The 20765-nt window shown below is 61.3% G+C and carries 27 protein-coding genes and 1 tRNA gene; 16 read left to right on the top strand and 12 right to left on the bottom strand.

The genetic code is table 11. From position 1 onward, the window contains the following. Positions 1-32 precede the first annotated feature (32 nt). The gene (pcsA, locus tag ASE36_RS19545; protein WP_062284394.1) at positions 33-761 is read right to left on the bottom strand and encodes a phosphatidylcholine synthase; all 729 of its coding nucleotides are present in this window, start codon (positions 759-761) and stop codon (positions 33-35) included. Between the two features lie 190 nt (positions 762-951). On the opposite strand from pcsA, the gene ASE36_RS19550 reads away from it, so the two are divergent. Next, on the top strand, positions 952-2157 hold the full coding sequence (locus tag ASE36_RS19550; protein ID WP_062284534.1) for a UbiH/UbiF family hydroxylase: 1206 nt from the start codon (positions 952-954) through the stop codon (positions 2155-2157). Here the strand turns inward: ASE36_RS19550 and ASE36_RS19555 are convergent. Continuing rightward, positions 2134-3096 carry an AEC family transporter gene (locus tag ASE36_RS19555; RefSeq protein ID WP_062284391.1) on the bottom strand — a complete coding sequence of 321 codons (963 nt, stop codon included), beginning with the start codon at positions 3094-3096 and terminating at the stop codon, positions 2134-2136. The two genes, ASE36_RS19550 and ASE36_RS19555, sit on opposite strands and share 24 nt — an antisense overlap. Before the next feature lie 39 nt (positions 3097-3135). After that, on the bottom strand, positions 3136-3882 hold the full coding sequence (locus ASE36_RS19560; RefSeq protein WP_062284389.1) for a cytochrome c biogenesis CcdA family protein: 747 nt from the start codon (positions 3880-3882) through the stop codon (positions 3136-3138). A gap of 185 nt (positions 3883-4067) precedes the next feature. On the opposite strand from ASE36_RS19560, the gene ASE36_RS19565 reads away from it, so the two are divergent. The 3 genes from ASE36_RS19565 to ASE36_RS23185 all read left to right on the top strand — a co-directional run bounded on the left by ASE36_RS19565 (position 4068) and on the right by ASE36_RS23185 (position 4699). Beyond that, positions 4068-4143, top strand: a tRNA-Lys gene (locus ASE36_RS19565). 168 nt (positions 4144-4311) lie between these two features. Then, positions 4312-4434 (top strand): hypothetical protein, encoded by a 123-nt coding sequence (locus ASE36_RS23180; RefSeq protein WP_274533386.1) that lies wholly within the window; start codon positions 4312-4314, stop codon positions 4432-4434. A gap of 139 nt (positions 4435-4573) precedes the next feature. Then, the gene (locus ASE36_RS23185) at positions 4574-4699 is read left to right on the top strand and encodes a hypothetical protein (RefSeq protein WP_274533387.1); all 126 of its coding nucleotides are present in this window, start codon (positions 4574-4576) and stop codon (positions 4697-4699) included. A gap of 33 nt (positions 4700-4732) precedes the next feature. Here ASE36_RS23185 and ASE36_RS19570 read toward each other — a convergent pair whose 3' ends face one another. Beyond that, complete coding sequence (locus ASE36_RS19570) at positions 4733-6187, bottom strand: cobyric acid synthase (RefSeq protein WP_062284531.1); 1455 nt, start codon at positions 6185-6187, stop codon at positions 4733-4735. A 244-nt stretch (positions 6188-6431) separates the two neighbouring features. On the opposite strand from ASE36_RS19570, the gene ASE36_RS23190 reads away from it, so the two are divergent. The 6 genes from ASE36_RS23190 to ASE36_RS19595 all read left to right on the top strand — a co-directional run bounded on the left by ASE36_RS23190 (position 6432) and on the right by ASE36_RS19595 (position 12057). After that, the gene (locus tag ASE36_RS23190) at positions 6432-6560 is read left to right on the top strand and encodes a hypothetical protein (RefSeq protein ID WP_274533388.1); all 129 of its coding nucleotides are present in this window, start codon (positions 6432-6434) and stop codon (positions 6558-6560) included. 637 nt (positions 6561-7197) lie between these two features. Further along, positions 7198-8196, top strand: a complete 999-nt coding sequence (locus tag ASE36_RS19575; protein WP_062284387.1) for an ABC transporter substrate-binding protein — start codon at positions 7198-7200, stop codon at positions 8194-8196. A 237-nt stretch (positions 8197-8433) separates the two neighbouring features. Beyond that, positions 8434-9348, top strand: a complete 915-nt coding sequence (locus tag ASE36_RS19580) for an ABC transporter permease (RefSeq protein ID WP_062284384.1) — start codon at positions 8434-8436, stop codon at positions 9346-9348. Continuing rightward, positions 9341-10393: a quaternary amine ABC transporter ATP-binding protein gene (locus ASE36_RS19585; protein WP_062284381.1), complete on the top strand. Its 1053-nt coding sequence runs from the start codon at positions 9341-9343 to the stop codon at positions 10391-10393. Before ASE36_RS19580 ends, ASE36_RS19585 begins: the two co-directional genes overlap by 8 nt. 135 nt (positions 10394-10528) lie before the next feature. Next, positions 10529-11545 (top strand): betaine--homocysteine S-methyltransferase, encoded by a 1017-nt coding sequence (gene bmt / locus ASE36_RS19590; protein WP_062284529.1) that lies wholly within the window; start codon positions 10529-10531, stop codon positions 11543-11545. Positions 11546-11715: 170 nt separating this feature from the next. Beyond that, a complete protein-coding gene (locus ASE36_RS19595; protein WP_062284378.1) occupies positions 11716-12057 on the top strand; it encodes a hypothetical protein in 342 nt (113 codons plus the stop codon). 3 nt (positions 12058-12060) lie between these two features. Here the strand turns inward: ASE36_RS19595 and ASE36_RS19600 are convergent, their stop codons facing one another. The 3 genes from ASE36_RS19600 to ASE36_RS19610 form a co-directional block, all read right to left on the bottom strand. Continuing rightward, positions 12061-12831: a phosphodiester glycosidase family protein gene (locus tag ASE36_RS19600; protein ID WP_156378733.1), complete on the bottom strand. Its 771-nt coding sequence runs from the start codon at positions 12829-12831 to the stop codon at positions 12061-12063. Between the two features lie 64 nt (positions 12832-12895). Then, positions 12896-13612 carry a 4Fe-4S dicluster domain-containing protein gene (locus ASE36_RS19605; RefSeq protein WP_062284376.1) on the bottom strand — a complete coding sequence of 239 codons (717 nt, stop codon included), beginning with the start codon at positions 13610-13612 and terminating at the stop codon, positions 12896-12898. A gap of 98 nt (positions 13613-13710) precedes the next feature. After that, entirely contained in the window at positions 13711-15276 is a 1566-nt protein-coding gene (locus ASE36_RS19610; protein ID WP_062284374.1) for a trimethylamine methyltransferase family protein, read from the bottom strand. A 270-nt stretch (positions 15277-15546) separates the two neighbouring features. Here ASE36_RS19610 and ASE36_RS19615 point away from each other — a divergent pair, with 270 nt between their 5' ends. Continuing rightward, entirely contained in the window at positions 15547-16248 is a 702-nt protein-coding gene (locus ASE36_RS19615) for a corrinoid protein (protein ID WP_062284371.1), read from the top strand. 29 nt (positions 16249-16277) lie between these two features. Here the strand turns inward: ASE36_RS19615 and ASE36_RS23195 are convergent, their stop codons facing one another. Together ASE36_RS23195 and ASE36_RS19620 are read right to left on the bottom strand one after the other, a co-directional pair. Beyond that, positions 16278-16412 carry a hypothetical protein gene (locus ASE36_RS23195; protein ID WP_274533389.1) on the bottom strand — a complete coding sequence of 45 codons (135 nt, stop codon included), beginning with the start codon at positions 16410-16412 and terminating at the stop codon, positions 16278-16280. Positions 16413-16474: 62 nt separating this feature from the next. Beyond that, positions 16475-16636 (bottom strand): entericidin, encoded by a 162-nt coding sequence (locus tag ASE36_RS19620; protein ID WP_062284368.1) that lies wholly within the window; start codon positions 16634-16636, stop codon positions 16475-16477. 38 nt (positions 16637-16674) lie between these two features. On the opposite strand from ASE36_RS19620, the gene ASE36_RS19625 reads away from it, so the two are divergent. Then, the gene (locus tag ASE36_RS19625; RefSeq protein WP_062284366.1) at positions 16675-17301 is read left to right on the top strand and encodes a DUF1638 domain-containing protein; all 627 of its coding nucleotides are present in this window, start codon (positions 16675-16677) and stop codon (positions 17299-17301) included. Between the two features lie 7 nt (positions 17302-17308). Here the strand turns inward: ASE36_RS19625 and ASE36_RS19630 are convergent, their stop codons facing one another. From ASE36_RS19630 to ASE36_RS19640, 3 genes are all read right to left on the bottom strand, one after another. Then, entirely contained in the window at positions 17309-17476 is a 168-nt protein-coding gene (locus ASE36_RS19630) for a hypothetical protein (protein ID WP_062284363.1), read from the bottom strand. Positions 17477-17562: 86 nt separating this feature from the next. Further along, on the bottom strand, positions 17563-17850 hold the full coding sequence (locus ASE36_RS19635) for a helix-turn-helix domain-containing protein (RefSeq protein WP_062284361.1): 288 nt from the start codon (positions 17848-17850) through the stop codon (positions 17563-17565). Next, positions 17847-18167 carry a type II toxin-antitoxin system RelE/ParE family toxin gene (locus tag ASE36_RS19640; RefSeq protein WP_200945197.1) on the bottom strand — a complete coding sequence of 107 codons (321 nt, stop codon included), beginning with the start codon at positions 18165-18167 and terminating at the stop codon, positions 17847-17849. Before ASE36_RS19640 ends, ASE36_RS19635 begins: the two co-directional genes overlap by 4 nt. 161 nt (positions 18168-18328) lie before the next feature. Between ASE36_RS19640 and ASE36_RS19645 the strand changes: the two genes are divergently transcribed. From ASE36_RS19645 to ASE36_RS19660, 4 genes are all read left to right on the top strand, one after another. Further along, on the top strand, positions 18329-18976 hold the full coding sequence (locus ASE36_RS19645) for an exopolysaccharide biosynthesis protein (RefSeq protein ID WP_062284357.1): 648 nt from the start codon (positions 18329-18331) through the stop codon (positions 18974-18976). Then, entirely contained in the window at positions 18976-19773 is a 798-nt protein-coding gene (locus tag ASE36_RS19650) for a formyl transferase (RefSeq protein WP_062284354.1), read from the top strand. Before ASE36_RS19645 ends, ASE36_RS19650 begins: the two co-directional genes overlap by 1 nt. A 97-nt stretch (positions 19774-19870) precedes the next feature. Then, positions 19871-20173, top strand: coding sequence for a virulence factor (locus tag ASE36_RS19655; protein WP_062284352.1), 303 nt, complete (start codon positions 19871-19873; stop codon positions 20171-20173). Continuing rightward, positions 20166-20765, top strand: a complete 600-nt coding sequence (locus ASE36_RS19660; protein WP_062284350.1) for a methylenetetrahydrofolate reductase C-terminal domain-containing protein — start codon at positions 20166-20168, stop codon at positions 20763-20765. The genes ASE36_RS19655 and ASE36_RS19660 overlap by 8 nt, the downstream gene beginning before the upstream one ends.

Raw genomic sequence — 20765 nt, forward strand, 5'->3', positions numbered from 1 at the left:
TTTGGTTTTGCGCAAGCTTCTGCAGCGCCGCCTCAGCGGACACGTCCAAGCTGCGGGAAAAGCTGGAGGACGCCGCCTATAACATAGAGATAAGCACCGGTGACGATCGTGCCTGCGACGACCCAGGTCGGCGTCTGGAAATGCAGGAGGAGCGCATAACCGGCAAAGGCGCACCAGAGGAAGAAGACCGTGAGATTGAGCGTGCGCAGCCGCTTGACGCGCACGGGATGCAGGAAGTGGATCGGCAGGAAGGTGAGAAAGACGGAGAGCAGCACGACGATGAGAGCCGTCGTGGCGCTCGCATCGATGACGAAAAGCGTGAAGATCACCATGTTCCAGACGACGGGGAAGCCGGAGAAGAAGTATTCGTCCGTCTTCATGCCCATGTCGGCATAATAGATTGCGCTCGAAACGACGATAAGACCGGCGGCGACGAAGGACCAGGGCTCCCCGATCATGCCGCTCTGGTAGAGCGCGAAGGCTGGTAGAAGGACATAAGTGACATAATCGATGATGTTGTCGAGCGTATCGCCCGACCAGTTGGGTAGGACTTCCTTGACACGCACCTTGCGGGCGATCGGGCCGTCAATGCCGTCGACGAGCAGCGCCAGACCCAGCCACCAGAACATATCGACGAACCGGCGCTCGCCAGCGGCAACGACGCCGAGAAAGGCGAGAAAGGAGCCAGAGGCCGTCAGTATATGCACCGAGAAGGCCCGGATTTCGGCATAAGGCACGCGCTTGTAGTTGAAGATCTTCATGCCGGCTCCACGTCCACCGTCCTTTGGCGATCCCCGGTATCGACCGAATTGGCATCATTTGCAACCACGCTTGGCGGCTATGCCCGGTTTTCGACCGACAGAGCGGCAGCCTGACTGCGCCATTTCGGCCCATGGATTTCAGCGGAGGGCCGGCATACATAGAGTTCAAGACAAGACAGGAATGAAACTGATGCAGCAGAGATTCGACATTGTCGTCGTGGGCGCCGGACCGGCCGGGCAGATTGCCGCCATCGCCATGGCGCGTGGCGGTCGACGGGTCGCGCTGGTCGGACCACGGCCTGATGGTTCGGACCGCCGGACGACGGCGCTGATGCATCAGTCGCTCGATATGATGGAACGTCTCGGCCTTTGGGACGAGTTGAAGCCGCAAGCAGCGGCACTCCAGACGATGCAGATCATCGATGGCACGAAGCGTCTGCTTCGGGCGCCGACCGTAGCCTTCCGAAGCGCCGAGATCGACCTGCCTGCCTTCGGATACAACATCCCGAATGCTGCGCTGCTGTCGACGCTTGCCGAGGCCGTCGAACGGGAGCCGTTGATCTCCCGCTTCGACCAGACAGCCGAAACCATCACCATCGACGACCGGGAGGTCCGGATCGCTCTCTCAGGGGATGAGGAAATCAACGCCGATTTCGTCATCGGTGGGGATGGACGGCGGTCGGCGACCCGTGAGAGTGCCGGCGTCGGGGTCAAGACGTGGTCCTATCCGCAAACGGCGGTGGTCCTCAATTTCGGCCATATCCTGCCGCATCAAAACATTTCAACCGAGTTCCACACCGAATCCGGCCCTTTCACGCAGGTTCCCCTGCCCGGCCAGCGCTCCAGCCTCGTTTGGGTGGTGACGCCGAAGGAGGCTGAGCGTCTTCTGGGACTGGACACCGCTGCCCTTTCCGGCGAGGTCGAGACCCGCATGCAGTCGATGCTCGGCAAGGTGACGGTCGAGGACGGCGTACAGGCCTGGCCGCTCTCCGGAATGACGGCTAACCACTACGGCAAGGGACGCGCTGCCTTTATCGGCGAAGCCGGCCATGCCTTTCCGCCGATCGGCGCCCAGGGTCTCAACCTCAGCCTACGCGACATTGCTGCGCTTGAAGACCTGCTTGTCGACAGGCAGTCTGCTCCGATCGCGGCCAGCGTCGGGGACCGCTTCCATGCGCGGCGGCGCCTCGATATTGCGAGCCGTACCGCCAGTGTCGATCTTCTGAACCGTTCGCTGCTGTCGTCGCTGCTGCCGGTGCAGATGCTGCGCGCCGCAGGCCTGCAGGTGCTGGCGACCGTTGCGCCCCTGCGCAATCTCGTGATGCAGGAGGGTGTGGCACCAGGCCGTGGTCTGAGGAGCCTGCCGACAATGCTACGGGAAAAGATCCGGCGGTAACATGCCGCCTTTGATGGCGAAGAGCAGAGCCGAGACCGAAAAGACGGAAATGACGGTGGTGATCAGGATGGTGGCGGATGCCCTCTCCTGCCAAACGCCGTATTGCTGGCCTATGACGAAGACATTCGTCGCGGTCGGAAGAGCGGCGAGCAGGATCGCCGTCTGCACCCAGAGCGGATCGAAATTGCCGACCGCACTCAGGACCAGGTAGACCAGGAGCGGGTGGAGGACGAGTTTGATCGGCACGATGTAGCCGATCTCGGCCGGGATTCGCTTCAGCGGTCGCAATGCAAGCGTGACGCCCATGGCAAAGAGCGCACATGGGGCGGCGGCCTGGGCCAGATAATCGATCAGCCGCTGAAGGGCGAGCGGTGGCTCAAAGGCGAAGGCGGCCGCGAGAAAACCGATCAGCGTCGCAATGATGAAGGGATGCGTCAGGATCTTGCGCGCGACGTCCAGAGCCATTTGCGCCGGCGGTCTTTCATCGCCGCCAGCAAAAGCCATCAGCGCGGGGGCCGCGATGAAATGTGCGGCATTTTCGAAGCAGAAGACAAGCGCGACGGGGACGGCCGCCTTTTCGCCGAAGGCGAGAAGAGCAAGGCCCGGCCCCATATAGCCGATATTTCCGTAAGCCCCGGCGAGCGACTGCACGGTCGATTCGGCGATATTGTTACCTCTGATATAGCGGCCGATGACAAAGACCAGGACGAAGATCGTGTAGGTGGCTGCGAGGCAGGCGGCTATGAAATCGATGCGGGTGAGCTGCTCGATCGGGGTGCGCGAGACGAGCTTGAAGAACAGAGCCGGCAGGGTGACGTAGATGACGAAGAAGTTCAGCCAGCCGAGGGCCTGGGCGGAGTGATCGCCAAGTCGGCCCGAGACATAGCCGATTAGGATCAGGCCGAAGAACGGCAATACCAGCGCGACGATGTCTGCCATCGGCTCTCTCCTTCTGGGCGCCCCGCGCGCCCGTCCGGCTTAGCCGATTTGCGACAGGATTGGAAAGGTTTGCTGGAACCAGATCGCCATGTCAGAGACATAGCCGAAAATGAAGGCGAGCCCGGTCACGACAAGCAGGCCGCCCATGACTTTTTCAACCAGGCCGAGATGGCGCCTGAAACGCACGAGAAAGCGCATGAAGGCGCCGGAGAAACCGGCGGCGATCCAGAAGGGCACGGCGAGCCCCAGCGAATAGATCGCGAGCAGAAGCGCGCCATCACCGACAGTTTCCTTCGACGCCGCAACCCCGAGGATGGCGCCGAGCACCGGCCCGATGCAAGGCGTCCAGCCGAAGGCGAAGGCGAGGCCCATCACATAGGCGCCGGACAAAGTCGCCGGCTTGCCGCCACCATTGAAGCGATATTCCGAAGACAGAAGCCCGAGCCGGAACACGCCGAGGAAGTTCAGACCCATGATGATGATGATAACGCCGCCGATTTTCGACAAGAGGTCCATGTGCTGGCGCAGCATGCCGCCGATCGTCGAGGCACCGGCACCCAGCGCCACGAAGACGGTCGCGAATCCGAGGGTGAAAACGAGCGAAGTGAGAAAAACGGTCCTCCGAGCGGCGGCGTTTTCGGCCTCTGCACCGCTACGAAACTGGTCCACCGAGATCCCGGCCATATAGCAGAGGTAAGGCGGCACCAGCGGCAGGACACAGGGCGACAGAAAGGACAAGGCGCCGGCAAAAAGGGCGCTCAAGAAGGATATTTCGGCAATCGACACCAAATGCTCCTGCGGCTCGGATCGGGCCTTACGTAATCCCGCGAACCCTGGCTTGCCAATCACCTTTGTGTAGCCTGTGACAATAACGCAGATTTTTGCCCGGGAGGGTGCATTTTTGCGGTTGACCCGGTGGGGTCACCTGCCTATGTTCCGCGCACTTCTGAAGGCGGCGCCAAGCCGCCTGGGAGAGCGTAGCTCAGCCGGTAGAGCAACTGACTTTTAATCAGTAGGTCCAGGGTTCGAATCCCTGCGCTCTCACCACTTTCCGCAGTGTCCACACCGAAATCTTGGCCGTTTTCGCTCGGGTCGAATCTCCGATTCTAAACGTGCAAATTTTGCCCCATCGATAAAAAGCGACCGATCGGTTTAGCCGAGATCCAACTGCCGCCATGCTAGAAATCGGTCCCGATAGGAACAGTGGGGTCCCAAATGTGTATGATGATCGTGGTGATGATTGCCGCCGTATTCAGCATTCTGGCAATCAAGTTCTTGGACCATACCATCGGCGTCGGCCGGTTGACGGCCTCCCCGAGTGAGATTGCTCTGCGCTGAACCCCATACCTCAGAATCACTACGTTGCAGATGTGCAACAGCGGCAGTATTACTAGGGGAACAAAGCCCCGTTATTTGCCAAACCGGAACTGCTTTCGCCGCAATTACGTTGTCGAACGACAGGCAGGAGCACAAAACAATGAGAATGATCTTCGTCCTGCTGGTCGCTTCGGTGCTCAGCATTCTGGCGTTCAAATATGCCAACAATTCTATGGGCGGCGGCGAGCTGATGGCCTCGCCCATGGACGCCGCACAAGAGTCCTGACGCTCTGACGCGCGCCCGGGCGCGCGGCAGGCGTTAGCCGAGCAGCCCACTCAGCCAGTCTTTCGACAGATGTGTCTCGAGCTCGGCTGCGACATCGTCGAGCGCCGCATCGACGATCGCCTGATAGTCCGTTCCGCCGCCGCGAATACCGAAACTTTCCAGAAGGCATTGGCGATAGACATCGCTTGAAAACAGCCCGTGCAGATAGGTGCCGGAGACGCGCCCGTCTCCCGAGGCAGCGCCATCCGGCCGTCCGTCAATCGCAACCGGCGCCCGCGTCCTGTCGGCCCCTTCGGTCACCCCGAGATGGATCTCATAACCGTTAAGCGGCACGTCGTAATCGAGCGAATGCGCCCGGCTGTTGCGCACGGTTTTTTCCGCCGCCATGACCGTATCGACGTCAAGCAGGCCCAGCCCCTCGACCGTGACGGGAGCCCCTTCCAGACCCAAGGGATCGGCAACCGTGCGCCCCAGCATCTGATAGCCGCCACAGATCCCGATCACCCGCCCGCCCCGCTTCACATGCCCTGCCAGATCACGGTCCCAGCCATTCGCCCTGAATTCTGCGAGATCACCGATGGTCGATTTCGAACCCGGCAGAATGACCAGCCCCGCATCGGCAGGCAGAGCATCCCCGCCGCGCACGAAGACAAGATCGACCTCCGGCTCCAGCCTCAGCGGATCGAGATCGTCGAAATTGGCAATCCGCGACAGCACGGGAACGGCGATCTTGAGCGCTCCGCCCCCGCCCCGCGCCAACCGCTCCAAGACGACAGAATCTTCCGCCGGCAGACGGCTCGCCGCCTTCAGCCAGGGCACCACGCCGAAACAGGGCCAGCCGGTAAAGCCGCCGATTGCCGAGATGCCCTCGTCAAACAGCGTCACGTCGCCGCGAAACTTGTTGATGATATAGCCAGTGATTTGCCGCCGGTCCTCATCCGGCAGAATCGTATGCGTGCCGACCAAGGAAGCGATCACCCCGCCCCGGTCGATGTCGCCGACCAGTACGACCGGAACGTCGGCCCGCGTCGCAAATCCCATGTTTGCGATGTCGCCGGCCCTGAGATTGATCTCAGCCGGCGAACCCGCACCCTCGACAATCACAAGGTCCCGGCCCTCTGACACTTGGCGAAAGCTATCCAGCACGGCCGCCATCAATTGCGGCTTCAGCCGCTGGTAATCGCGCCCCTTTGCCTGGCCGAAGACCTTGCCCTGCACGATGATCTGGCTGCCCGTCTCGGTCTGGGGCTTCAACAGAACCGGATTCATATGCACGCTGGTCGGAATGCGCGCGGCCAGCGCCTGCAACCACTGCGCCCGGCCAATCTCTCCCCCATCATCGGAGACGGCGGCATTGTTCGACATGTTCTGCGGCTTGAACGGCGCGACATCAAGGCCCCGGTTTGAGGCGAGCCGGCAGAGACCGGCGACCAATATCGTCTTTCCGACATCCGAGCCCGTTCCCTGCAGCATTATCGCTTTCGTCATGCCGTCCTGTCCTGTCTGCGTCGCAAACCCGTTGCCCTGTTTTCGCTGCATTTGCCGCGCTTCCGCCATGAAGGCAGCCGCAGATACGACACTGCGACAGCCTGTCGCGTCGATCCCGCTCGCAATCGTCAAATTGCGACAACCGATGGCGGTTTGTGATCTGGCGCAATCACGACGGAAGGATTATCTGCGACATCAAGACCGGCGCTCCGGAAGAGAGCGCGGCACTTTCAAGGAAACACCCATGCTCTACATCCTGCACAACCGCAATAGCCTCGCCATCGCCTGGAACGGGCGCGCTCCATCGGCAGCCCCGGTCGCCCGTTGGGAAATTCGTGATCCGCGCAAGCCGCTCGGTCTGAAGAAGGCCTGATCTTTCGTCTGAAGACGCTTGTGCCGCTTGGGCATCATCTGGATCCAAAACTGGATGCCAGAAAAACAAACGCCCCGGGACGCAATACAGGATCCGGGGCGCAACCGCTGAATAGATCAACGGCACGTCCATCTATCGCTATAGGCGTTACCGGATCGTTATCGCGGCACCATCCATTCACTTTTTTAGAATTTTTTTCAGCGGCGCCCCAAGCGGTGTCGAACCTGCATTTGCGCCGCAGTTGAGACAGCCGACGTCTCAACTGGAAACGCGGCGACAGACCCTTGTCGCTCCAGCCGGTCCGGCTGCCTCACTCTTGTGCGTTATTACCTCCGACACCGCCCGAAATGCGGCATATTAAGTCGCTGCAATGCTTTGCCGCGCCGCCGCCACCGGCCGCACCGCATGTCGGGAGGTTGATTTCTGAAATCAAAGACGTAGGCTAACCGGGCGATACGAGATCGGCTGGGGCTCGCGCTCCCAAAGACAAGATCCGAACGCGAGGAGTGCAGCGGCCGGCCAGACGCGATCGGACCGGGCATTCCCTGATGGAAAACCATTGGCGGAGCGGTCAGCAGTAGCCGTCGCCGCCCGTCCCGATGAACGCTGCTAGATAAGACTGGGAGGTCTTAACTCCATGAAGAAGCTCCTCGCTGCCACGCTTTTCGCCGCAGGCATTTACGCAGCCGCTGGGTCCGCCCAGGCTGCCGAATGCGGTGATGTATCGATCGCCGAAATGAACTGGGCCTCGGCCGGCGTCGCTGCCTATGTCGACAAGATCATCCTGGAAAGCGGCTATGGCTGCACCGTGACCGTCGTCACCGGTGACACCATGCCGACCTTTGCGTCGATGAACGAAAAGGGCCAGCCCGACATCGCTCCGGAATTCTGGGTCAATGCCGTGCGCACCGCGCTTGACCAGGCTATCGCCGAAGGCCGCCTGATCCAGGCCGCTCCGCTCCTCTCCGACGGCGGTGTCGAAGGCTGGTGGATTCCGAAGTTCATCGCTGACGAACATCCTGATATCAAGACGGTCGAAGATGCCCTCAAGCATCCGGAACTCTTCCCGGCTCCGGAAGACCCGTCCAAGGGCGCTGTGACCAACTGCCCGTCGGGCTGGAACTGCCAGGTTTCCACTGCCAACCTCTACCGCGCGCTCGGCGCCAAGGATAAGGGCTTCGATCTGGTCGACACCGGTTCGGCTGCTGGCCTCGATGGCTCGATCGCCAACGCTTTTGAAAACAAGAAGGGCTGGCTCGGCTATTACTGGGCTCCGACCGCCATCCTCGGCAAGTACGAGATGGTCAAGCTCTCCTTCGGCGTAGACCATGACAAGGCCAACTGGGATGCCTGCACCGCGGTTCCGGATTGCCCGGATCCGAAGGTCAATGCCTATCCGGTTTCTGACGTCTACACCGTCGTCACCAAGGGCTTTGCCGAAAAGGCCGGCGTTGCCATGGACTACGTGAAGACCCGCAAGTGGGACAACGCGACCGTCGGCAAGGTTCTCGCCTGGATGGAAGAAAACCAGGGCACCAACGAAGACGGCGCCAAGCACTTCCTCGAAACCTACCCGGAAATGTGGACCACTTGGGTTGCTCCGGAAGTTGCCGAAAAGGTCAAGGCTGCCCTCTGACCTCATGGTCTATCGACTGAATGCGGCGGGTGTATCACCCGCCGCAATTTTCACGAAGCGGCGTGCCGCATTGCGCCATTCGAAAGCTCCCGACGTCGCAGATGGCATGAATTCCCAAAGGGAACTCGGTTAGCCTGTCGTTCGTGATGCGGACCGAGGCGACAGATGCAACGCCGCGAACGCCCTCGCCGCACCCCCGGGTGTTTTCAACGAGCAAGGGTCGATAAGGGGACAAAAATGGCTTCGACTTTATGCAATTATCTGCCGGAACTGCTGTGCAAGTTTCCGGCGATCGACCAGACGCTCATGCGTGGCGTGCGCAAGACCGTCGATGACAGCTTCAAAAGCTTTGTGCGCGCCTACGGCAACGTCATCGACGCGCTGACGACGCCCCTGCAGCACTTTCTGAACGGGCTGGAGTCACTCTTCGTCAACACCCCGTGGTTCATCATCCTCGCGGTCATGGTCGCGGTGGTTTATCTCGCCAGCCGCAATATGCGCATCGTCGGCGTCACCGTGATCGGCATGCTCTTCATCGGCCTAGTCGGGCTGTGGGAGGACACGATGATCACGCTGGCGATCGTCACCGTCTCCACCCTTCTTGCCATCGTCATCGGCATCCCGATCGGCATCCTGATGGCGCGCTCCGACCGTGCGCAATCGGTCGTCAATCCTATTCTCGACGTCATGCAGACGCTGCCGAGCTTCGTCTACCTGATCCCGGTCGTGATGATCTTCGGCATCGGCAAGGTCCCGGGGGTCATCGCCGTCGTCATCTATGCCGTGCCGCCGATGATCCGCCTCACCAATCTCGGCATCCGCCTCGTCGATCGTGAAGTGCTGGAAGCCGCAGACGCCTTCGGCTCGTCGCCCGGCCAGAAGCTGATGAACGTGCAGATCCCGCTGGCACTTCCGACCGTCATGGCCGGCATCAACCAGACCATCATGATGTCGCTTGCCATGGTCGTCGTCGCCTCGATGATCGGCGTCGGCGGTCTCGGCAAGAACGTGCTTCAGGCCATCTCGAACCAGTTCCTGACGATCGGTTTCCTCAACGGCTTCGCGCTCGTCGCGATCGCCATCATCTTCGACCGCACCAGCCAGGCATATGGCAAGCGCCTTCAGCGCCACACGGAGGTTGTCCATGGCTAGTCACGGCATTGAAATCAAGAACCTTTACAAGATCTTCGGCCCCAATGGCGGCGCCCATATCGAAGCGGTTAAGGCCGGCGTCTCGAAATCGGAGTTGAACGAGAAGCACGGTCACGTGCTGGGGCTCAAGGACATCAACATCTCCATGCCCGCCGGAGGCATCACCGTCGTCATGGGGCTGTCAGGCTCGGGCAAGTCGACGCTGATCCGCCATATCAACCGGCTGATCGAGCCGACATCGGGCGAAGTCCTCTATGACGGCGTCGATGTCTGTCAGATGAACCAGCTGGAACTGCGCGAATTCCGCCGCCACAAGACGGCGATGGTGTTCCAGAAATTCGCCCTCCTGCCCCATCGCACGGTGCTCGAAAACACCGTCTACGGCCTCGACATTCAGGGCATGCCCAGGGCACAGAGCGAGGAAATCGGCCGCCGCTGGATCGATCGGGTCGGCCTCGCCGGCTTCGAAAGCCACTACCCCAACCAGCTCTCGGGCGGCATGCAGCAGCGCGTGGGCTTGGCCCGGGCACTCTCCAACGATGCCGATATCCTGCTGATGGACGAAGCCTATTCGGCGCTTGACCCGCTGATCCGCGTCGACATGCAGACCGTGCTCCTCGACCTGCAGCAGGAATTGAAGAAGACTGTCGTCTTCATCACCCACGATCTCGACGAAGCGCTCCGCCTCGGCGACAAGATCGCCATCCTGCGCGATGGCCAGGTCATCCAGCAGGGTTCTGGCCAGGATATCGTCCTGCAGCCGGCAGACGACTACATCTCGGCCTTCGTCAAGGAAGTGAACCGCGGTCGCGTCATCATGCTCGGCACCATCATGTCGCCCTCGACGATGGCTGGCGAAGGCCTGCAGCTGCCGAGCGACATGGTTCTGGAAACAGCGGCCCGGATGATGACCGAAGCGCGCCAGACCAGCGCCAATGTCATTGATGAAGCAGGCCAGCCCGTCGGTCATGTCGATCTGCAACAGATCATCGGCGCCATGGTCACGCCCAAAAGCCACGAAGACAACCAGATCGCCGCCGAGTAATAGAAGGCCCGATCAAGATGCTACGGCCTCGCCCTCGGCGGGGCCGTTTCGCTTTTTGCCGTCGCCTGGAAAACCGCAATTGAAATCACATAAAGACTTCTTTATATGATTGAGGAAATCATCAGAGGATCCACCATGGCAACCGCGTCCAATCCGCTTTCCGAACTCCTGGCCGAAAAGGGCGTGCTGCTCGCCGATGGCGCGACCGGCACAAATCTGTTTGCGCAAGGGCTTGAGGCCGGCGAAGCGCCGGAACTGTGGAACGAGGCCGAGCCGCACAAGATCGTCAAGCTGCACCAGGACTTTGTCGATGCCGGTGCCGACATTATCCTCACCAATTCCTTCGGCGGCACGCGCCACCGGCTGAAGCTGCACAATGCCCAAGACCGCGTCTTCGAACTCAACAGGAAGGCCGCTGAAATCGCCCGCGGGGTCGCCGACAAGGCATCCCGCAAGGTCATCGTCGCCGGCTCCGTCGGCCCGACCGGCGAACTGCTGATCCCGCTTGGCGCCATGAGCTATGACGAGGCGGTCGCCGCCTTCGTCGAGCAGATGGAAGGCCTGAAAGCCGGGGGCGTCGATGTCGCCTGGATCGAAACCATGTCCTCGCCCGACGAGATCCGGGCTGCGGCCGAAGCTGCCGTCAAGGTCGGCCTGCCCTACACCTTCACCGGCTCCTTCGATACCGCCGGCAAGACTATGATGGGCCTCGACCCGAAAAATATCCACGGAGTCGCGACCGACATCGGGACAGGTCCGCTTGCCGTCGGCGCCAATTGCGGCGTCGGCGCCTCGGACATTCTCGCAAGCCTGCTCGACATGACCGAGGCCGATCCCGACGCCACCGTCATCGTCAAGGGCAATTGCGGCATTCCGGAATTCCGCGGCTCTGAGATCTTCTATTCCGGCACGCCACCCCTGATGGCCGATTACGCCCGCCTCGCCCGCGACGCCGGCGCCAAGATCATCGGCGGCTGCTGCGGCACCTCCTGCGGCCATCTCGCCGCCATGCGCGCAGCACTGGACGATTATACCCCCGGCCCTCGCCCGACGATCGAGACCATCGTCGACCGCATCGGCCCGCTTCGCAACAAGACGGCGACCGAATCGAGCGCCCAGGACAGCGGCCGCCGCAACCGCCGCCGCGGCTGAACGTTGAGGGACTTGAAGCTGCCTCGCCGGTCATCGAGAGGCAAGGCGGAATAAGACCAACCAGCCTCGGGCAATCTTGCCATGCTGTAGCTGACCCTAATGGATGCGGTGATCATTGCCGCATCCGTTAGTCACCAGTGCCAAGCCTGCGCAAACCGAGGAGTGCCTTCATGTCCGCCGCCATCACCCGCGAAACTGTTGCCGAAAAGCTCGCAAGCTTGCAGGCAACCGACCAGGACTTCGTGAAACTGCTCTTCGAAAACCCGGCCCAAGACGAATTGACGATCGAAGGCCTGCATCTCTATCTGGAACGCGCCGCCGAAGCCCGTTTCCTCAATTCGCTGAAGCTCGAAAAGGCCGGCGAGTGGATTGGCCTGAATGCCCCTGCCCGCCTGCAGATCCGCCTGACCGAAACCGCCAAATCCAGCCAGCATCCAGCCTTCGCCGCCTTCCGCGCCGGCCTCACCCGCTCCGGCGGCCTTGAGCGCGCCTATCCGAAGGCCGCCGTCTGATCCTCACTGCGGGATAGGCATGCTGACCGACAGGATCGGCCCCATCGGAAACAGCCGGTCATCGCGGTTCTGATCCGCGATGAAGGCGCTCGAAATCGATCCGTCGAGATAAAGCGCATTGCGGCAGCCGAGCCGATCGCGAAACAAGGTGGCGAAGTCGTAGAATCGCACCGGCACCTTCGAAATCACCATATGCACCCGGCCCTGCGCATCGACGCCCACACCGTTGCGGATCTTCAGGCTGTCGCTGTCCGCGAGAAACCGCGGATGCAGTTTTCCGTCAATCACCAGCATCGGCCCTGACTGCGTGGCGAAATCCGGTGTCACCCCGCTCTTCTGATAGGCCAGCGTTTCCATCACCTCAGCCCGCCCATCCTTCATCAGGAAGACGCCATTCGGCAGCAGATGAAAATTGCCCCAGCCGCCCCCGGTGATCAGTGGTTTCACCACGCGCTGGTTGTCGAGGAACAGCCCGACCGGCGATCGGTCGTCATGATACATCCCGGCATTCATCGCGAACAGAAGCAACCGCCGCTCCGCCCAGAGCTGCCGCCTGAGTGGATCGAAGCCCCCATAGATGCGCCCCTCGGGATCGGCCAGATGCAGACGGATATCGACATCAGACGGATCGAACCGGCAAGCGGTGTACAGTCCTGCCTGATCCTGAATATCCGCACAGCTTCCCTCCGCCGCCTGTGCGGCCGAGAGCGCTGCGGGTCCGGCGAGGAAAAGCGCCAAGAATGGCAAGAGCTTTCGCGAGAAGAGGTGCACCATCCATACCTTTGTCACATCCCCTGCTTGATGCCGATTCCCGGCAATTGCAGGGCAGACTTTGTGCTTAGGATGACGGCAATCGCAAAGCCTGCAGATGAAAGCTAACCTGCGCCTGCGGATACCGGTAAGCAACGCCAACAGGACAGGCATCCCGCGCCCGGCAGCCGCCCGTCATACAGCTCGCCTGCCCTAGATCGCTTGCGAGATAGGACCGGCACCCTGTTACATCGAACCGATCAAGGCTGACGGCAGATGCGGGACAGGCTGAGAGACACGGTTGCTCCGAACAAGCGTCACAGGGATGCGGACCCGCCAAGCGGCCATCGCCCTCATCCGCACGCCCGTCATCCCATTCGGCAAAGGCGAGCGCCCCACGATAACTGTGCCACAAGCCAAGCACCGGATGGATCAAAACTCCAAGCGGCGACGCCTTCAGCCCCTCCGCCCGCATCGCCCAGGACTGAAACGGTTGGTAAGGCGCCCGCGACGGATAAAGCGCAAGTGCGCGAAACTGGGCGGCGATGTCATCAAGAACAACCTCGGACCAGCGATCGAGTGGGTCCGATCCGCCGCGATCAGGAGCCGCTTCCCGCCAGGCCGAAAACACGGGCCACATGGCCTGCCCCGTCACGCCGACCAGCACGACAGCTGCCGCCCGCCGTCCATCGGCAAATGCCGGCGCTGCATCGCCATCATCGAATAGCACCACGCCCCGCCGCAGAAGTCCCTGGGCTGCAAGCAGCCCATCGAGCCTGTCCAAAACGGCAGAAGGGCCGCTCATCGCGGCCCCTCGAATTTGTAATGTGGGCGCCAGACCTCTTCCTGGATCATGTCTGCCACCCGGTTTCCTCCGCCTTGCTCCCTGGCAACGGGACCCTTTCAGGAGAAGGCGTCTGCCATGGAGTTCTTGCGGCTTGCGATATAGGCGAGCAGCGCTTCGTCGATCGCCGGATCAAGCGGCGGGGCCTCGTAAGAGTCCAGCCACGAGCGGCAAAGCGCGTTGGCCCGGTCCTCAATGCGCTTGCGGCCCTCGATTTCCCACTGCTCGAACGAGTTGTTGTCGGCGAGTGCCGAGCGATAGAAGGCCGTCTGGAAGTTTGCCTGCGTATGGGCGCAACCGAGATAATGCGCCCCGGGACCGACTTCCCGGATCGCGTCCATCGCCTGGCCGCTTTCAGTCAAATCAACGCCCTGCGCCATCTTCTGCATCATGCCGAGCTGATCCTGGTCGATCATGAACTTTTCGTAGCAGGCGGCAAGACCACCCTCAAGCCAGCCGGCCGCATGCAGCACGAAGTTGGCACCGGCAAGCAGCGTCATGTTGAGCGTATTGGCGCTCTCGTGGGCCGCCTGCGCATCCGGAACCTTGGACGCACAGAGCGAACCACCCGTACGGAACGGCAGACCCATGCGCCGCGCCAGCTGGGCCGCACCATAAGAGACGAGCGCCGGCTCCGGCGTGCCGAAGGTCGGCGCACCCGACTGCATCGAGATCGAAGCGGCAAACGTGCCGAACAGAACCGGCGCGCCCTTGCGGATGAGCTGAGTGAAGGAAGCACCCGCCAGAACTTCCGCCAGGATCTGCGTCAGCGTACCGGCGACGGTCACCGGGCTCATCGCACCCGACAGGATGAAGGGCGAAATCACCGAGGCCTGATTGTGCCGCGCATAGACCTTGGCAGCGCCGAGCATGGTCTCGTCGAAGACCATCGGCGAGTTGGCGTTGATCAGGTTCAGCATGACGCAGTTGTTTTCGACGAAGTCGTCGCCGAAGACGAGCTTGGCCATGGCAACCGAATCTTCCGCCCGCTCCGGCGCCGTGACCGAGCCCATGAACGGCTTGTCGGAATATTTGATATGGCTGTAGACCATGTCGAAATGGCGCTTGTTGACCGGAATGTCCACCGGCTCGCAGACGGTACCGCCAGACGAATGGATCGACGGCGCCATATAGGCGAGCTTCACGAAATTGCGGAAATCCTCCAGCGTCGCATAGCGACGGTTCCCCTCGAGGTCGCGCACGAAGGGCGAGCCGTAAACAGGCGCAAACACGGTCGCATTGCCGCCGATTCTGACGCTGCGTTCCGGATTGCGTGCGTGCCAGGTAAATTCCGAAGGCGCTGTCTTCAAAAGTTCGCGGCAGAGCCCCTTCGGGAAATGCACCCGTTCGCCCTTCACGTCCGCGCCGGCTTCTTTCCAGAGCTCCAGCGCTTCTGCGTCTTCGCGAAACTCGATGCCGATTTCCTCAAGCACGATGTCGGCATTGCGCTCGATCAGCTGCAGGCCTTCTTCGTCCAGCACTTCGTAAGTCTGGATCTTGCGGGTTATGTAAGGCATCGCCGGGCCGGCGCCACCGCCGCTGCGCGATGCCCTGCGGGCCGCAGCCCCTCGTCCTTCGCCGCGCGAACGACGGCCGGCACCCGGTTCTTCGATGATCTCATCCATGTCTGTTTCCTCGCTCGAGCGCTCGTCCACGCTGCTTCTCTCCCCCAATATGCTATTCCAATCCGCTTGTGAAACCATCCTTTATGCGCCAACGGCTTGTGTCTCACAGACATCGTCTCCGAACAGTCTTGTCTGTCCCCGTCGCTTTTCAGGGTCGCCGCGTCGCTTTCGAAAAGAGTTTTTCACGAACTTGAGGTTTAACTTTCAATCAGGCAGTCTCTTGCCCGGCGCGATTGGAATCGTGTTGAAATCCAAGCGGGAAGCACCATCATGGCCGACGACGACATCATTCTTTCCGAACTCTCCGACGAAGAGCTCGTGCAGCAGATGCATGACGACCTCTATGACGGCCTGAAGGAGGAGATCGAGGAAGCGACGCGCATCCTGCTGGATCGCGGCTGGGTGCCCTATGATATTCTGACCCAGGCTCTGGTCGAAGGCATGCGCATCGTCGGCATCGACTTCCGCGATGGCATCCTGTTCGTGCCGGAAGTGCTGCTCTCCGCCAATGCCATGAAGGCCGGCATGACGATTCTGCGTCCGCTTCTTGCCGCAACCGGCGCACCGAAGCAGGGCAAAATGGTCATCGGCACCGTCAAGGGCGACATTCACGACATCGGCAAGAACCTTGTCGGCATGATGATGGAAGGCGCTGGCTTCGACGTCATCGACCTCGGCATCAACAATCCGGTCGAAAACTATCTGGAAGCGCTGGAACGGGAAAAGCCCGATATCCTCGGCATGTCCGCACTTTTGACCACCACCATGCCCTACATGAAGGTCGTCATCGACACGATGAAGGAAAAGGGCATACGTGACGATTACGTCGTGCTCGTGGGCGGTGCGCCGCTCAACGAGGAATTCGGCAAGGCCGTTGGCGCGGATGCCTATTGTCGCGATGCGGCCGTGGCGGTCGAAACGGCCAAGGAATTCATCAGCCGCAAGCACAACAGCATGGGCGCCCGCGCCTGAGCCTTGGCCAGTGACGACGAAAGCCGGCCTTAGAGGCCGGCTTCTGTAATGAGACCTGCATGGCGGGCCGGTGCGAATCTTTCGACCGCGACCTGCCCGCCTGCAATCAGGATGGCCGCCAGCATATAGATGGCACTGGCCTTTGCGATACTTGTGAGCGTCATGCTCATCTCCTGACGAATGAAGGCTCTATCCGTTCGGGCGCCGGGGCGAGCGCCCGTTAAGATCAGTTGGCGGCTGCGGCGTCGACGTTGCTTGCGGCAGACTGGGTGGCATTGACCGTATTGGCGGTGTCCTGGCCAACGCCACGGATTGTATTGCCGCAAGACGACAATGCGAAGACGGTGAGAACGAGGGCTGCGCCGGCTGTCAGTTTTTTCGCCATCATGTGAATGTACCTTCTGTCGGTGTGTCGGGTGGAATGCGATGGAACAACGCATCACAACAGAAAAAGTTCACGTGATCGCCTGCGGCGCGATTGCGCGGGAGATTCTCGCCGTAAAGGCGCTGAATGGCCTCGAGCATTTGACGCTGGAATGCCTGCCGGCCATCTGGCATGTCTGGCCAGAACGCATTGCACCGGCCTTACGCGAAAAAATTGCCGAGGCCCGCGCTGCAGGCCATGAAAACATCTTCATCGGTTATGCCGAATGCGGCACCCAGGGCGAAGTGGACCGCATCTGTCGCGAGGAAGGGATCGCCCGCCTCTCTGGTCCTCACTGCTACGCCTTCTTCACCGGCACGGAAAAATTTCTCGCCGAATGCGAGACGGAATTCACCGCCTTCTATCTGACAGATCTCATCACCCGCCAGTTCGAGGCCTTCGTCATCGAGCCCTTGAAGCTCGACCGCCACCCCGAACTGCGCGACATGGTTTTCGGCAATTACACGAAGATCGTCTATCTTGCCCAGACGGAGGATGCCGAACTCCAGGCCAAGGCCAAATGGGCGGCCGACTATCTGAAGCTCGATTACGAATACCGTTTCACCGGCTATGGCGATCTTCAGCCGGAGCTCGTGGCCGCCGCCCGCGCACCGGCTCCAGCCGTCTGACCCGCCGTCACCTCACGGACCTTGCAACATTGCGCCCGGCATCCTGCGTCGCATCCACCACGCCACCGATATCCTTGCCCACACCCCGAATGGTATTGCCGCAGGCGGAAAGCCCGATCACGAACGACAGTGCGAGCGCGATGCGCGCGCAGTGGTTGAACGACAGCTGAGCCATAACGATTCTCCCCGGTCAAGCGAACTGAAGACTGATCGCTCGCAAAGGATCAGGGAGAAATCAAGGCAGGGTGGTAGGCTAATATTTCAGCTTGCCGATAACGGCTCGAACCGAATGCTCAGACGTGTCCCCGTCGCTTGGGCAAATCGCTCAAGCGTCCGGGCCGATGGCTTGACCTTGCCGCTTTCAAGTCGCGCGACAGCGCTTTGCGACGTTTCCATCCGCGTCGCCAGTTCCGCCTGCGTCAATCCCGCACGTACCCTCGCCTCGATCAACGCCTGAACCAGGGAAAACTCATCTTCAAGAGCCTCATAGGCATCACGATAATCGGGGTCCTGCAACCACTGCGAATGCAGGTCCTTGAGCCGCGTCATATTACCTCCTTTGCTCGCCGCCGAGCCAGTTCCAGAGTACGAAGGGGTGTTTTCTGCGTCTTCTTGATGAAGGCATGAACGATGACAACCCGCCGTCCACTTGCTGTGACGTAAATCGCGCGGGAAATCCCGCTTTGCGCTGAAAGTCGGATTTCCCAAAGCTTGCCTTCGAGATGTTTGATCGTCTCATGGGGAAGGCGTTCCAAGCCAACCGCTTCTATGAGGGCCGCGACTTTCACCAACCTCGCCCTCAGATCTGATGGCCAGGCAGCGATTTCGCGATCTACGAGATCGCCCAGCGTCTCGACCGTCCACATCAGTAAATCATATCAGAAATGATATATCTGTCCAGCGAGCCCTTCACCATCCCTTCACCATCCGCCCATATCCCCATCTGCGCCGCCTTCCCTTTAATCCCCCCGTAATCTCCCCCTGCAAGACTGCATCTCAGGTCAACAAAAAACCAAGAGAAGCAGATATGACCGACAGGGCAGAAACATGGGTCGCAGGTCTTGCCACGGCACGTGAATATCATCATCCCGAAAATCTCTCTGACCTTCTCGTCCGGCTGGCCCGCACACGGGACCGCAAGGTGACGATCCGCGACATTGCGATTGCCCTGCAGGATCGCTCCTTTGGCGCCTTTCTCCTGGTCTTTGCCCTTCCCAATCTCGTGCCGCTCCCGCCCGGCAGCACCTTCATCCTCGGTCTGCCGCTGATTTTCATCGCCTGGCAGATGGCGGCCTCCCCCGGTGGTCGCGTCTTCTTCCCTGCCCGCGTCGGTGATTACGGCGTCCAGCCGGAAACCTTCGAGGCAATCGTCAACCGACTCGTCCCCTGGATGCGTTGGGCCGAGAAGCTCGTCATTCCCCGCTTCTGGCTGTTCGAAAGCCGCTTTGCCGAGCGCCTGATCGGCATACTCGCACTGATCCTGGCGATCGTCGTTTTCCTGCCGATCCCGCTCGGCAACTGGCCGCCGGCCTTCGCGCTCGCCGTCCTTGGCTTTTCCCATTCCCAGCGTGATGGCCTCGGCGTCATTGTCGGCGCCGCGATTGGCATCCTGTCACTCTTGGTCGCAGGCTTTGTCGTCTACACCGCCTGTGCCGTCGTGATGCTGGTCTTTTGATGTCGCAAATCACCGACGGAACATACCCGGTGTCCGGGCGCCCCATCCTCCTGATGACCGCTGGCGGCCTCAACCCGACGCTGGTCGCAGCCGACCTCGCGCGACGCGGCTTCAACATCCACGTTGTTCTCGAACAGCCGGAAGGCAAGGCCGAAATCACCCGCCGCCGCGCCCGCAAACTCGGCTGGATGGCGGCGCTTGGCCAACTCGGCACGATGATCGCCGCCCGCCTCTTGCGCCGCCTCGCCAATCGCCGCGTCGCAGCCCTGCTTGCCGCCCATGGTTTCGACAAAACCCTGCCGGAGACGGTCCCGATCCACCCCGTCACCTCGATCAATGCGCAGGAAACGACAGCGCTCGTCGCGGAGCTAAGCCCCGCTGCCATCCTCCTCGTCTCGACCCGCCTGATGTCATCACGCCAGCTCGCCGCCATGCCGTGCCCGGTCATCAACCTGCATGCCGGCATAAACCCCACCTATCGCGGCCAGATGGGTGGCTACTGGTCGCTGCGCGAAAACGACCCGCAGAATTTCGGCGCCACCCTCCATCTCGTCGATGCCGGCACCGATACCGGCGGCACGCTCTACGAGGTCCGCACCAGCCCATCGAAGGGCGATTTCATCGCGACCTACCCGCTCGTGCTCACCTTGGCTGCACTCGACATCACCGCTCGCTCAATCGACGACGCCGTGAACGGCACGCTCCGCCCCATCCCGCCCACCGGCCCCTCCGCCCTGCGCTTTCCGCCCACCCTCTGGTCCTGGATCTGGCACGGCATTGTCTCCCGAATCTGGTAAAACGGACCCAAGTCGTTTTTGGCGACTTGCGACGTCGTGAAAAGCGCAGTCCGGCGAATGCCCCCCGTGCATTCTGCTGGCAAAGGGAGTGAGTGGCATGGCAGACAAGATCGTCGTTTACTGGCGGGATATCCCGGCCCAGGTGATCGTTAAACAGGGTCGCAAATCGGCCAAGCGCGAGCTGTCGCTGCGCTTCACCGAGGCCATCGACATGGCCGCCATGCGCACGGGCGCTGCCGAAACCGACGCCTATCTCGCCGACTGGCGCAAGGCCGATCCGGTCCCCGTCGGCGACGACATGGAAGCCGAGGCCGAAGCCGCTGCCGCCGAAATCGAAGCCGCCTATGACAAGGCCCGCCTCGTTGCCCTCGTCCATGCCGGAGGCCGCGACAATGGGTGAACCCAAGCTCGTCGATCCCGGTCCGCCGAAGAAGGGCAATGCCGCCCCTGCCGCCAAGGCCGCCACCGGCGCCTTCACGCCGTCAGGCGTATCGCCCAACCGCCGCGCCCGCCGTTCCTATACGATCCGGCTCTGGGCCGTCAGGAATTCGCGATTCCTCGAATGGTTCTACCGCAACTTCGCCAATGCCTTCCTCTTCCTCCATCCGGTCTGGAAGAAGCTCGGCTATAACCGCGTCGAGACCCCGATCACCTTTGTCGAGCGCAATGTAAAGGGCCTACTCTTCGACTGTCGCATGTGCGGCCAGTGTGTGCTGTCCTCGACCGGCATGTCCTGCCCGATGAACTGTCCCAAGCAGCTGCGCAACGGACCCTGCGGCGGTGTGAGGGCGAACGGCAATTGCGAGGTCGAGCCGGACATGCCCTGCGTCTGGGTCCAGGCTTGGAGCGGCTCGCGCAACATGGTCGCGGGCGACGCGATCCTGAAAGTGCAGAAGCCGGTCAACCAGTCGCTGCGCGAGACGTCCTCCTGGCTGCGGGTCACCGCAGAAGCCGCTGCAGAGCGGGAAAAGAATTCGGCAAAGGAAGCCTGA

The sequence above is a fragment of the Rhizobium sp. Root274 genome (genome assembly GCF_001429245.1).
GTDB lineage: Bacteria > Pseudomonadota > Alphaproteobacteria > Rhizobiales > Rhizobiaceae > Allorhizobium.